Annotated in this window: 9 protein-coding genes, 1 tRNA gene and 1 pseudogene; 5 read left to right on the forward strand and 6 right to left on the reverse strand. The window is 40.9% G+C overall.

What is annotated here, in order from left to right:
* Positions 1 to 207: 207 nt before the first annotated feature.
* Positions 208 to 2037, reverse strand: coding sequence for a DEAD/DEAH box helicase (locus QMA00_RS14175; RefSeq protein ID WP_054202149.1), 1830 nt, complete (start codon positions 2035 to 2037; stop codon positions 208 to 210).
* 160 nt (positions 2038 to 2197) lie between these two features.
* Positions 2198 to 2461 (reverse strand): GrxA family glutaredoxin, encoded by a 264-nt coding sequence (locus tag QMA00_RS14180; protein ID WP_008114535.1) that lies wholly within the window; start codon positions 2459 to 2461, stop codon positions 2198 to 2200.
* A gap of 289 nt (positions 2462 to 2750) precedes the next feature.
* Between QMA00_RS14180 and QMA00_RS14185 the strand changes: the two genes are divergently transcribed.
* On the forward strand, positions 2751 to 3197 hold the full coding sequence (locus tag QMA00_RS14185) for an Hsp20 family protein (RefSeq protein ID WP_008114537.1): 447 nt from the start codon (positions 2751 to 2753) through the stop codon (positions 3195 to 3197).
* A gap of 59 nt (positions 3198 to 3256) precedes the next feature.
* On the opposite strand, the gene QMA00_RS14190 is transcribed toward QMA00_RS14185, so the two are convergent.
* From QMA00_RS14190 to QMA00_RS14205, 4 genes and pseudogenes are all read right to left on the reverse strand, one after another.
* On the reverse strand, positions 3257 to 3769 hold the full coding sequence (locus tag QMA00_RS14190) for a hypothetical protein (protein ID WP_008467446.1): 513 nt from the start codon (positions 3767 to 3769) through the stop codon (positions 3257 to 3259).
* A gap of 245 nt (positions 3770 to 4014) precedes the next feature.
* Positions 4015 to 4806: a hypothetical protein gene (locus QMA00_RS14195; protein WP_254843638.1), complete on the reverse strand. Its 792-nt coding sequence runs from the start codon at positions 4804 to 4806 to the stop codon at positions 4015 to 4017.
* Positions 4806 to 5886: pseudogene (locus QMA00_RS14200) on the reverse strand (phospholipase). Before QMA00_RS14200 ends, QMA00_RS14195 begins: the two are co-directional and overlap by 1 nt.
* A gap of 159 nt (positions 5887 to 6045) precedes the next feature.
* Positions 6046 to 7599, reverse strand: a complete 1554-nt coding sequence (locus QMA00_RS14205) for a cryptochrome/photolyase family protein (protein ID WP_076921566.1) — start codon at positions 7597 to 7599, stop codon at positions 6046 to 6048.
* Between the two features lie 224 nt (positions 7600 to 7823).
* Here QMA00_RS14205 and QMA00_RS14210 point away from each other — a divergent pair.
* The 4 genes from QMA00_RS14210 (at position 7824) to infB (ending at position 12856) form a co-directional block, all read left to right on the forward strand.
* Positions 7824 to 7900: transfer RNA gene (locus tag QMA00_RS14210), tRNA-Met, on the forward strand.
* 279 nt (positions 7901 to 8179) lie between these two features.
* Complete coding sequence (gene rimP, locus QMA00_RS14215; protein ID WP_008114543.1) at positions 8180 to 8635, forward strand: ribosome maturation factor RimP; 456 nt, start codon at positions 8180 to 8182, stop codon at positions 8633 to 8635.
* A 38-nt stretch (positions 8636 to 8673) separates the two neighbouring features.
* Positions 8674 to 10173, forward strand: coding sequence for a transcription termination factor NusA (gene nusA / locus QMA00_RS14220; protein WP_013464535.1), 1500 nt, complete (start codon positions 8674 to 8676; stop codon positions 10171 to 10173).
* Positions 10174 to 10198: 25 nt separating this feature from the next.
* Positions 10199 to 12856 (forward strand): translation initiation factor IF-2, encoded by a 2658-nt coding sequence (infB, locus tag QMA00_RS14225; RefSeq protein ID WP_013464536.1) that lies wholly within the window; start codon positions 10199 to 10201, stop codon positions 12854 to 12856.
* Positions 12857 to 12989: the final 133 nt, after the last annotated feature.

Below are 12989 nucleotides of genomic sequence, written 5' to 3' on the forward strand. Positions count from 1 at the left end.
AGCGCTGAAAATAGCTGCTTGAGATAGATTTATTATCCAGAGTTCAGGTTATTTACAAAGGGGTGTAGGTACACTGCACTTTAAAGCTCATAAAAGTTGGCTGCGAGTTAGCGAGTTATGAAAATTGAGCTGACCTGATACCTGAATTCCAGACACAAAAAAACCTTGGCACTTTCATGCCAAGGTTTTTTACTAAAGAGTCGTTGCTTACTTAGCGGTGAAGCTAACTGGGCGACGTTCTTTACGAGGGCCGCTACGCTTATCAGGGCGTTGGCCATCTTTATTAAAGCTACGCTTCTTGTCACCAGCAGGGCGTTCAGAACGCTCGCCACGTGGCTCAGAAGGGCCTTGATCTTGTGTTAATGTCATACCCATTGGGCGTTTACAAATAAACACTTTTTGGAAGTGATCAAGTACATCTTTAGGCATGTTTTGCGGTAATTGTACCGTACTGTGACTGTCGTGAAGACGAATGTCACCAATAAACTTGCTTGAAATGTCTGCTTCGTTAGCAATTGCACCAACAATGTTCTTAACCTGAACACCATGCTCACGACCTACTTCGATACGGTACGTATCCATAGGACCTGCATCACGGCTATTACGCTCGCGAGGTTTACGCTCAGCGCGCTCACCGCCACGTTCGTTACGACGACCACGGTCACCACGATCATTACGGTCGTTGCGAGGGTTGCGTTCGTTACGCTCACGCGGTTGAATCTTAACTTCTTCAACTTTAATTGGTGATTGTTGCTGTGCTAAACACAGTAATGCACCCGCTAAGTCTTCAGGAGCAAGCTCAAGTTTTTGTGCCATGTTGGCAGCCACTTCGTTAAAGAAAGTAATATCTTTGTTTTCAAGTGCAAGCGTAAGCTTTTCTTGTAAGGCATTGATACGTTTTTCTTCAACAACTTTAGCTGTAGGTAATTCAACTTGTGCGATTTCAGATTTAGTATGACGAATGATATTTTTAAGTAAATAACGCTCGTTATGCTTAACGAAAAGAATCGCTTTACCAGTACGACCAGCACGACCTGTACGGCCGATACGGTGAACGTAGGCTTCAGAATCTTGTGGAATGTCGTAGTTGATAACTAAGCTTAAACGGTCTACATCAAGACCACGTGCCGCTACGTCTGTTGCAATAACAACGTTTAGCATGCCGCTTTTTAAACGATCAACTGTGCGCTCACGCGCTTGCTGGTTCATGTCACCGTTAAGTGGCGCAGCAGAAAAACCTTCGCGCTCTAATAACTCAGCTAGTTGTACTGTATCGTTACGTGTACGTACGAAAACAATAGCACCTTCATATTGTTCAGCTTCTAAGAAACGAACAATGGCTTTGTTTTTATGTACGTGTGCATTCCAAAACACTTGCTCTACTGACGATACAGTTGAGTTGCGTGCAGAAATATGAACCTGTTCAGGATTGTTCATATATTTGCTGCTGATGTTTTGAATTTGCTTAGGCATAGTCGCAGAGAAAAGACATGTTTGCTTTTCACGCGGCGTTTTTTCCATGATGTTTTCAACATCATCGATAAAGCCCATACGTAGCATTTCATCGGCTTCATCAAGTACAAGTGCTTGTAAAGCATCAAACTTGATAGTGCCACGGTTTATGTGATCGATTAAACGACCCGGTGTAGCAACAATAATCTGTGCGCCACGACGAAGTGCGCTCAACTGGATGCTATAGCTCTGGCCACCATATAGTGCCAGTACTTCAACACCACGAGTGTGTTTTGCATATTGTTCAAATGCCTCAGCTACTTGGATCGCAAGCTCACGGGTTGGTGTGAGTACAAGGATCTGTGGCTGTTTCACAGACGGGTCAATATTATTTAGTAATGGCAGTGCAAATGCTGCTGTTTTACCTGTACCCGTTTGTGCTAGTCCCAGTACGTCCTTTCTTTCTAGCAATAACGGTATACATTGAGCTTGGATTTCAGATGGTGTCTTGTAACCCAACTCTTCAACTGCCTTTAAAATTGCAGGAGAAAGATTTAGAGATTCAAACGTGACTGGTTCTGACATTAATACGCCTCAACGAATTTAAAGAGGCGCGCATTGTATAGGAAATACGAGGCAAATGCTTGTATAAATTACAACTAATTTATATGTGGTTGATGTTGGTCGAAATTTAACCAGCTCAAGTTGTGCGTTAATTAAGCTGGTTAACAATATACCTACAAATTTACTGGTAAAGGCCTAGGTTTTCTTTAGCATAAGCTTCAAATTCAGTGAATCCACCAATATGAGTTTGGTCTACAAAAATTTGTGGCACAGTCGGACATGGCTTGCCTGCAGACTTTTCTAAATCTTCTTTACTGATACCTTCTTTAATGATGTCGATGTAGCGGTATTTAAAATCATCGCGGTCATTAGCAAGTTGCTCTGCAACATCTTTAGCGCGAACACAAAAAGGGCAGCCTTCACGGCCAAAAATTACTGTTAACATAACGCTCTCCTCAAATTAGTTGACCCTAGTGTAACTAATTTCATTATTTATTACAGTGCAAAAAAACGATTATTGTGTTCGCTTTTTTAGGGCCTGTAAAAAAATAAAAAATATTTTATAAAAAAATCTTGAAATAAAATTGTCCGCCCATAAATAGTTATTTGAGGACGCCTGATGGGTCTTCATTTAAACAGAACTATTTGAAAGTTATATTATTAATTAAATTTTGCCGTTACTTGTTCAAACGAAAAGTGGCAGCAATATATCGCTTAAATATGAGGATATTATTATGCGTACAGTAGATTTATCACCCCTATACCGTTCATTCATTGGTTTCGATCATTTAGCATCATTAATGGATGCCGCTGCACGAACTGATAAGCAGCCAAGTTTTCCTCCTTATAACATCGAAGCGCTTGATAAAGACAAGTACCGTATCACTATGGCAGTCGCTGGATTTAGTGAAGACGAGTTAACCTTGCAATCTGAAAACAACACTTTGGTTGTATCAGGCACTAAAGCAGGTAAAGAGCAAAATGATGAGCGTAAATTTATTCATCAAGGGATTGCCGAGCGTAACTTTGAGCGTAAGTTCCAGTTAGGCGACCACGTTAAAGTACTTGGTGCAGACCTAGCTAACGGCTTACTAAGCATCGACCTTGAACGTGAGATCCCAGAAGCGCTGAAGCCGCGAAAAATTGAAATTGGCTCAGGCAATATGCTAGAAAGTAAATAGCTTAGATAGCACACGTATTTTCCCTATGAAAAGCCGCCATTTGGCGGCTTTTTGCGTTGTTAGTCTTTTAAATCTATTTGCATTTGTTTTAAAGCGTTAATTTTATCTATCGCAACTTGCAGTTGTTCTTGTGAAAGCTTTTTTTGTCGGCCTTTAGCCAGTAAGTCTTCAAGTTTTAATATTTTGGCTTGTGCAGCAATAACAAAACGTTGTTCGAGCTGTCTTTGCTGTTCAAGGTGGAAATCTTGATATGCCTGGTGATTATTTAAATCACCGCTGTACTGAGCAACTGGCTGAGTATTTTTTACTATGTTGGGTAAATAGGCCACAGAGGTTATTGGTGGCAAAGGCTGAGGGCTAGTTTTGTTAGTTGTAACCGTGTTTAATTGCGTGCTTTTTAGCTCTTGGGTCATGTCAGCAGTAGTCAGCTCAAGTGACGTTATTTGCTTAACACTTTTAGCTTTGTTAAGGGAATCAATATTCTTTATCGTTGGTTTACTAGTATATTGAGTAAAAAGTGCGTACATACCAACACAAGCTACAACAACAGAAACGAAAACTTTTTTGCTCATAAAATTACTCCTGTCTTATTTTGCCACTTGAGCCAAGTATCCTCATACTGTTGTACCGCTTTTTGTTTTGCGATGGCCTTTGTTGCTTGGTATCGAACGGTTTCATTCACTGTTGTATTGAGCATATATATCTTGTTTTCCTGATATTACTAATGCTTGTTTTAGCGTCTTGTTAACGGCCAAGGTGCGAAAACCTACAGCATTGGCTCGATGAGCAAATTGAGCTCCATGGGCTTTTAAGTGGCTTAAAAATTTAAACTGCGATTTATTGGCTTGATAAAATGCTTTAATTTCGCTTTTGTTACTTGTTTCTCTAGCTTTTCAAGAACAGGGCTCTGCATATGCATCATTGTATTTATACCTAGCCAGCTTTGAATGGAGGGGCGCAAAATATCTCCTTTAGCTATTTCATACAGATGTTCAATATCAATATTCTGTTTTGCCAAAATCGGTTTGGCTTTTGAAAACGCTATATTGAATTGCCGTTTTTTTATTAATTCACTTTTGAATAGTTCACTATCTCCTTTGTGGAGTTTAAAGCGTACCTGCATTGATAGTGCATCGATAAATTCATATAAATTAATAGAGTTATACAAAATAGGGGTTAAATCGATCTGCTGCATTTTTTTAATCAAGCTTTGCACATATTGACCATTTTTAGGGTACGGCCCTAATGTGTGTTCAAGCCATTGGCTATCATAAGTGTCAAGCTTTACCTGACTTGACTGTGCCTTTATAGCTAATTGCGAATCGAACAGATTTTTTAAGTAACGTTCAACATGGTATTGAGTGCTAAAACCAACGGCAGATTGTCGTTTTATTATTGCAGGTGTTTTTAGCGCTGCTTGTTGTAACAAAAACTGATTCTCATACAGACGAGTTCTAACTTCATTGATTGTAATTTCAGGTTTGTGCTTTAAATAAGCACGATGCATAAAGTTAACTTCATCACTACTGTATTGTGTAAATGGGGCCATTACTAGGGAGTGGTAAAAAGCCCCTAGTAATGTAATCACTAAAATAGCCATTTTTTTCATTAGCGAGCAACCATGGCGTGGTTTAATAAGTGCACCACCATTGCTATTGCATGGGGCACTACTTGCTTAGCTATATTAAGGCGATCAAAATGATCTTCTGAGTTGAGTACAATCCCACCTTGTGAATAAGAAAATGAACCGCCTTGAGTTAATAATGGGCGAACATCTTGGCTATTTTTATCTAAAGGCGATCAAAATGATCTTCTGAGTTGAGTACAATCCCACCTTGTGCATAAGAAAAATGAACCGCCTTGAGTTAATAATGGGCGAACATCTTGGCTATTTTTATCTAAAGGCGAGAACGTTTGCATTGCTTGAGTAACGAGTGATAAATCGTTGAGCTGCTCTTGATCATAGTAATCGTTTACCCAACTTTCCCAGCTAGAGTGGTTAAGGTCTGATGTGGTCCATGTGTGGTGAGGTTGTAATAAATCAGTAGTATGGAACACAAACCCTAATACTTGCGGATTGCCGCTTTGTAAGTAACTTTGATACCAATATTGGCCTAAATTATCGATAGGTTGAGTTGCTATCGATTCTGTAGTGAGATTCTGTTACACAATAACTGTTATATTTTGAAGAGTCGGCATTGAACCAACCTGTTTCCCCCCCTTTACCATCATCAAAGTAGTCACCTTTAAGCCAAGCAGATGCAAGATTATCAATAGTGCCCCAAACGGTGAGCTTCTCATAATTATAACCACCAAAATCGTTTCCATGTTGGTCTGCACCTTGGGTATGATTTTGAAAATGCCAATAGCTTGTATATTTAACTATACTTTGCGCTGCTCCTCATACTGGCGCTTGAACACATGAACCTGTAATAGCACCACATAAAAAGGTGTCTTCAAAGTCATCTACGTCATAAGCAGCTTGTCCCAGCAGCTCGGCTGATTCAGAGATTGTCAGATTGTTTTGTGCAGCGTACTGACGTAGGGCAGCATATTCGGTGCTGGCTGGGTGTTGCTGCATATAATTTACGGCATCTAGAACAATACGTTTGTGAGTTTCTTGACTAAAAGCTTGAGCTTGGCTTGTACCGAGCAATAAAAGTGTCGCTGCCATTAATTGTTTTTTCATTTTATTCTCATCATAGTCTGGAGTAAGAGGTGCTATTAAAAAATAAGCTCATTACACTGACATGACAAATAAATTAAACATTCAATTAACAATATTACCTATTTTGGTACTTTAATGTTAACTATCAAGAATGCTGCCGTCAATTGACGGCATTTATATTTAAAGCTTTTCAATATTATTTAAATAGTTGTTAGCTTGCTCTAAGGTTTCTTGGCGCAATGATTCATCTTGTTTATCCCAATTGCGATAAACCATGCCTATCCGTGGATTTTTTTCAAGCCGCTCTCGGTGTGTTTGCATAAATTGCCAATAGAGGCTATTTAACGGGCAAGCGTCTTTTCCTACTTTTTCTTTCACCTTATATTGGCAGCTTTTACAGTAGTCGCTCATTTTATTTATATAGTTGCCGCTAGCCGCATAAGGCTTGGTAGCAATGATGCCATCGTCAGCAAATTGGCTCATCCCTCGTGCGTTAGGCATTTCTACCCATTCAATAGCATCGATATAAACACCCAAATACCATTCATCCACTTCATCAGGGTTAATAGCGGTTAGTAAACAAAAATTACCTATTACCATTAAACGTTGAATATGATGGGCATACGCGCTGTCTAAGCTTTGTGTTAATGAGTGGCTTAAGCAGTTCATTTTTGTTTTACCATTCCAAAAATATCGTGGCAGTGCACGGGTTGCATTAAGCTGGTTTTTGTTAGCGTAATCGGGCATGTTTTTCCAATACACGCCACGCACATATTCGCGCCAACCCAGTACTTGACGAATAAAGCCTTCAACCTGAGAAATAGATATTTCATCTTGGCGTTGTTGGTATTCTTTGACCACACGGTCGATAACATAGCGAGGGTGTAAAATTTTGGCATTTAACGCAAATGATAACCGGCTGTGATAAAAGGTATCTTTATCAGGGCATTGATCTGTCATCGCATCTTGAAATTGACCAAAGCGGGGGAGTAAATGTGCACAAAAGTGATCAAGTGCGCTTATTGCTTGTTTACGGGTTGTTGGCCAGCTTAATTGGGTTTCTATTTGCCCAAAGTATTTTATTTTATGTTTATCTAAACGCTCAATGATGGTGCTAACATCATTTTTAAATAATTTGGGTTTGGGGATATCGGCTAAATCGCTTTTTGAAAACTTATTACGGTTATTCGCATCAAAATTCCATTGACCGCCATGAGGTTTGTCATCGTCCATTAAAATATCAAACTGCTTTCGCATTGCCCGATAAAAATGCTCCATAGTGACGTGTTTATCTTTTTTAAAGCGTTTGTCTATATCGTTAAATGCTAATAAAAAATGCTCGCTGTCACAGGCAGTCACAGCTAATTCGCTGTTAGTGGCAAAGTCGTGCAGTTGTGTTTTTAAACGGTACTCATCTGGGTATTGATATTCAATAGAGGTACATTCATGCTGCTTGGCTAAACGCGTTAAAAGAGCGGGTAAGTCATCATCGTCTTTGGTGTCAACTAGCGTTAAATGCAACACGTTAAAGCCGGCATCTTTTAAGGCGTTAGCGAAGTTTTCCATGGCTTTAAAAAAGGCTGATATTTTTTGCACGTGATGCTTTACGTACTGCGCTTCTTGCATGAGCTCGGCAATAACAAATACGGTGTCATCGGATTTATCTTTAAACCAAGAATGAGCGGGGTTTAGCTGGTCACCTAAAATTAGTTTTAAGGTTTTGTATTTTTTCATAATGAGCCAAAATTATTTTTATACGCTGTATTTTAAAAAGCGATCGATTTCTACATATCGTTTTAATCATAGAGCAAAGCAATAAACCGCATTGCTTTTTTTATCAACTTATTACTTATTGTGGTTGCTAATTTAGGTGTACATCTTTATAATAGTGGCCATTGTTTAGTAGGTTATAAAATTTACTAACAGCGATATTAAGTTATTAACTTTTTATCTATTGGCGCGGGATGGAGCAGTCTGGTAGCTCGTCGGGCTCATAACCCGAAGGTCGTTGGTTCAAATCCGGCTCCCGCAACCAATCTTAATAGTAGGTTTATGCTTACTACTTTATATCGCGCATTCTAAGTAATGCGCGTTTTGCGTTTAAGCTAATGAAGTTTAATTTGGTCAGGGTACTGACTCGCAACCAAGCTTGGCCCTAGGCCACACAGTTTTGCGTTTTTTGGTGTGACGCCCCGCTTGGTTCGGGGCGTTGTTGTATCTGCACCGTTTGATTTAATGTTTATCGATTAAATCAAAATTTAAACTCAGTATTTTAGGGCTATAAGCCCTTTTTTTGTTTGTATGGAGGATTTTCGTGACAAAACTTGAACAAGATTTAGTAACCATGTTAACGCCTGCGGTAGAAATGTTAGGCTTTGAATTACATGGGCTTGAGTTTGTACAAGCGGGTCGCCATTCTACCTTAAGAGTATACATTGCTCATGAGGATGGGATTTCAGTTGACAACTGCGCCGATGCAAGTCGTCAAATTAGTGCGATTTTAGACGTCGAAGACCCAATTACAAACGAATACGATTTGGAAGTGTCGTCTCCTGGTGTTGATCGTCCATTATTCAAACAAGATCACTACGAGCAGGCGCAAGGAGAGGAAGTACGCGTGCGTACAAAGCTTCCACAAGATGGTCGCCGTAATTTTAAAGGCGACTTAATAGCAGTTAGCAGCGATATGATCACACTATCTAGCGATGGTGCGGAGCATTTAATCATGCTTAGTAACATTGAACGTGCGAACATAATCGCAAAGTTTTAATTCGAGTGCGAAGGAATAGGGCAAGCGAGGCATTACCCATGGCAAAAGAAATATTATTGGTTGCTGAAGCCGTTTCCAATGAGAAAGCGGTTCCAAAAGAAAAGATTTTTGAAGCTCTAGAGTTCGCATTAGCGACAGCGACAAAGAAAAAGCATGATGGTGAAATTGATGTACGTGTTGCAATTGACCGTAAAACCGGCGATTACGATACCTTCCGTCGCTGGCAAATAGCTGAAGTTTTAGAAGATGGTTCTTTAGAGAATCCATACAGCGAAATCACGTTAGAAGCTGCTCAAGTTGAAGAACCTGACTTGAAAATGGGCGACTACGTAGAAGAGCAGATTGAATCAATTAAATTTGACCGCATAACAACACAGATGGCTAAGCAAGTGATCGTACAAAAAGTACGTGAAGCAGAGCGCGCCTTAGTCGTTGAAGCATATAAAGATCAAGAAGGCGAGCTGGTAACAGGTGTTGTTAAAAAAGCAACCCGTGATGCAATCGTACTTGATTTAGGTAACAACGCAGAAGCGGTTATTTATCGTGACGACATGCTGCCACGTGAAAACTTCCGCCCGGGTGATCGTATCCGCGGTCTTTTATATGAAGTGAAGCCTGAAGCACGCGGTGCACAATTATTTGTAACCCGTTCTAAACCAGAAATGCTGATGGAATTATTCCGCATTGAGGTGCCAGAAATTGGCGAAGAAATGATTGAATTACGCGCTGCAGCACGTGATCCAGGTTCACGCGCTAAAATCGCGGTTAAATCTAACGATAAGCGTATTGACCCTGTTGGTGCGTGTGTTGGTATGCGTGGCGCACGTGTTCAAGCGGTATCGTCAGAACTTGGCGGTGAGCGTGTTGATATCGTACTTTACGATGACAACCCTGCACAGTTTGTTATTAACGCAATGGCACCAGCAGAAGTGGCTTCAATCGTAATGGATGAAGATACACACTCAATGGATATTGCTGTTGAAGCTGATAACTTAGCACAAGCTATTGGTCGTAATGGTCAAAACGTACGTTTAGCAAGCCAATTAACTGGCTGGGAATTAAACGTAATGACCGTTGATGAAATGCGCGCTAAGAACGAAGCTGAGTCAGATAAGTTAATTAACTTATTTACTGAAAACTTAGATATTGATGACGAATTTGCATCATTACTTATCAACGAAGGTTTCTCAACACTTGAAGAAGTTGCTTATGTTCCGGCTTCAGAGTTTTTAGAAATCGACGGCTTAGATGAAGAAACAGTGGACGTATTACGTTCACGTGCAAAAGATGCATTAACAACGAAAGCGCTTAAAACGGAAGAAAGCTTAGAAGGCGCTGAGCCTGCTGAAGACTTACTTGCGCTAGAAGGCTTAGAGCGTCATTTAGCATTTGTTATGGCAAGTAAGGGTGTAGTAACACTTGAAGACTTAGCTGAGCAAGGCATTGATGAGCTTGTAGATATTACAGAGCTATCTTCAGAGAAAGCGGGCGAGCTAATTATGGCTGCACGTAATATTTGTTGGTTTGCAGACGAGTAATTTATTATCGGAGGTATTAGAGACTATGGCAGAAGTAAATGTTGAAAAACTAGCCGGTGATATAGGTACAACTGTTGATAAATTACTACAGCAGTTTTCACAAGCCGGTATTACTAAACAAGCAGGCGATAATGTAACTGAAGCTGAAAAAGCGACGTTACTTGATCACCTAAGCAAGCAACATGGTGGCACGGGCTCTGAAGGCCCTGCTCGCATGACATTGCAACGTAAGAGCAAAAGCACATTAAGTGTGACGGGCTCTACGGGTAAAGCAAAAGCTGTGCAAGTTGAAGTTCGTAAAACACGCACTTATGTGAAAAAAAGTGCCGTTGAGCAAGAGCAAGAACAGCAACGTCTAGCCGCTGAAGAAAAAGCACGTCTTGAAGAGCAGCAAAAAGCTGAACAAGCCGCTGCTGAATTAAAGGCAAAACAAGAGGCAGAACGTAAAGCAAAAGAAGACGCTGATCGTAAAGCCAAAGAAGAAGCTAAACGCAAAGCAGATGCTGAGCGTAAAGCGAAACAACAGCAGATGACCCCTGAGCAAAGTGCTAAGTCTGAGAAAGATCGCATCGAAGCTGAGCGTCTGCAAAAAGAAGCAGAAGAGGCCGCATTGAAGAAAGCTGAAGAAGAAGCGAAACGTCAAGCAGAAGAGGCAAGAAAGCTAGCTGAAGAGAACTCAGCACGCTGGAAGAAAGAAGAAGAAGAACGTAAGAAACGCGAAGAAACCGCGGATCACCACCTTACGACTTCAACATACGCACGTGAAGCAGAAGATGTAGCTGATGCTCGCGAAGAGCAAGGCTCTCGCCGTGCGAAGAAAAAGAAAAAAGCGCCAGCAAAAGATAAATTTGCAGCGTCTAAAGGTAAAAAAGGTAAGCTAAAAGCGCCAGCGTCATTACAGCACGGTTTCCAAAAACCAACGGCTGATGTTAAAAACGAAGTGCGTATTAGTGAAACAATTACAGTTGCTGAGCTTGCATCACGCATGGCGGTTAAAGGTGCTGAAGTTGTAAAAACTATGATGAAAATGGGTGACATGGTTACTATTAACCAAGTTATTGACCAAGAAACTGCGCAACTTGTAGCAGAAGAAATGGGCCATAAAGTTATCATCGTTAAAGAAAACGAATTAGAGCAAACAGTACTTAATGACCGCCATGAAGATGGTAAGTCAGAGCCACGTGCGCCAGTAGTAACTGTTATGGGTCACGTTGACCACGGTAAAACATCGACGCTTGATTACATTCGTTCAGCTAAAGTTGCATCAGGCGAAGCCGGTGGTATTACACAGCACATTGGTGCATACCACGTTGAAACTAACGGCAACATGATCACTTTCTTAGATACTCCGGGTCACGCCGCATTTACATCAATGCGTGCTCGTGGTGCAAAAGCGACTGATATCGTGATCCTAGTAGTTGCAGCTGATGATGGCGTAATGCCACAAACTAAAGAAGCGGTACAGCATGCTCGCGCAGCTGGCGTTCCTTTAATTATTGCTGTTAACAAAATGGATAAAGAAGGCGCAGATCCAGATCGTGTTAAAAACGAACTAGCTCAGCTAGACGTTATCCCAGAAGAGTGGGGCGGCGATACACAGTACGTGCACATCTCAGCAAAAACTGGTTTAGGTATTGATGACCTGCTAGAAGCTGTATTAATGCAATCTGAGCTTTTAGAGTTAAATGCGCCGACCGAAGGTATGGCTGCAGGTGTTGTTATTGAATCACGTCTAGATAAAGGCCGTGGTCCTGTTGCGTCTATCCTTGTTCAGTCAGGTACGCTTAATCAAGGTGACATTGTATTATGTGGTCTTGAATACGGCCGTGTTCGTGCAATGCGCGATGAAAACGGTAAAGACATTAAGTCTGCCGGTCCTTCTATTCCAGTTGAGATTTTAGGTCTGTCTGGTATTCCAGCTGCCGGTGATGAAGCAACTGTAGTTAAAGATGAGCGTAAAGCACGTGAAGTTGCACTTTACCGTCAAGGTAAATTCCGCGATGTTAAACTAGCGCGTCAACAAAAAGCGAAGCTTGAAAACATGTTTACGAACATGACTGAAGGCGACGTATCTGAAGTTAACGTGGTACTTAAAGCAGACGTTCAAGGTTCAATCGAAGCAATTTCAGACTCACTAACTAAGCTTTCTACTGATGAAGTAAAAGTGAAGATTGTTGGTTCTGGTGTTGGTGGTATCACTGAAACTGATGCAACTCTTGCGGCAGCGTCTAACGCGATTGTGGTTGGCTTTAACGTTCGTGCTGATGCATCAGCGCGTAAAGTGATTGACTCTGAAAACCTAGATCTTCGTTACTACAGCGTAATCTACGCGCTAATCGAAGAAGTTAAGCAAGCCATGTCTGGTATGCTTGCTCCTGAGTTTAAACAAGAGATCATTGGTCTTGCTGAAGTACGTGACGTATTTAAGTCTCCAAAAATTGGTGCAATTGCCGGTTGTATGGTTACTGAAGGTACTATCAAGCGTAGCGCACCAATTCGTGTACTTCGTGATAACGTGGTTATTTACGAAGGCGAGCTTGAGTCATTACGTCGCTTTAAAGATGACGTTGCTGATGTTCGTAACGGCATGGAATGTGGTATCGGCGTTAAGAACTACAATGATGTTCGCGTTGGTGACCAAATCGAAGTATTTGAAACAGTTGAAGTACAACGTACTCTTTAATTGTTATTAGGTGGTGTTGGACATTCAAGGTTGTACCTCGATAGCCCAACATAATCTATGCTAAGATTTTAAATGGGGGCTCAGCCCCCATTTGTGTATCCATTATTTAGTTAGCTTATTATTATTTTTCAAT

It is taken from the genome of Pseudoalteromonas sp. APC 3694 (genome assembly GCF_030407565.1).
In the GTDB taxonomy this organism is placed as follows: domain Bacteria; phylum Pseudomonadota; class Gammaproteobacteria; order Enterobacterales; family Alteromonadaceae; genus Pseudoalteromonas; species Pseudoalteromonas tetraodonis.

What these genes read in the sequence shown, in the direction of transcription:
- QMA00_RS14175 (WP_054202149.1), bottom strand. Translation starts at nt 2,037, where the DNA reads ATGTCAGAACCAGTCACGTTTGAATCTCTAAATCTTTCTCCTGCAATT.
- QMA00_RS14180 (WP_008114535.1), bottom strand. Translation starts at nt 2,461, where the DNA reads ATGTTAACAGTAATTTTTGGCCGTGAAGGCTGCCCTTTTTGTGTTCGC.
- QMA00_RS14185 (WP_008114537.1), top strand. Translation starts at nt 2,751, where the DNA reads ATGCGTACAGTAGATTTATCACCCCTATACCGTTCATTCATTGGTTTC.
- QMA00_RS14190 (WP_008467446.1), bottom strand. Translation starts at nt 3,769, where the DNA reads ATGAGCAAAAAAGTTTTCGTTTCTGTTGTTGTAGCTTGTGTTGGTATG.
- QMA00_RS14195 (WP_254843638.1), bottom strand. Translation starts at nt 4,806, where the DNA reads ATGAAAAAAATGGCTATTTTAGTGATTACATTACTAGGGGCTTTTTAC.
- QMA00_RS14205 (WP_076921566.1), bottom strand. Translation starts at nt 7,599, where the DNA reads ATGAAAAAATACAAAACCTTAAAACTAATTTTAGGTGACCAGCTAAAC.
- nusA (WP_013464535.1), top strand. Translation starts at nt 8,674, where the DNA reads ATGGCAAAAGAAATATTATTGGTTGCTGAAGCCGTTTCCAATGAGAAA.
- infB (WP_013464536.1), top strand. Translation starts at nt 10,199, where the DNA reads ATGGCAGAAGTAAATGTTGAAAAACTAGCCGGTGATATAGGTACAACT.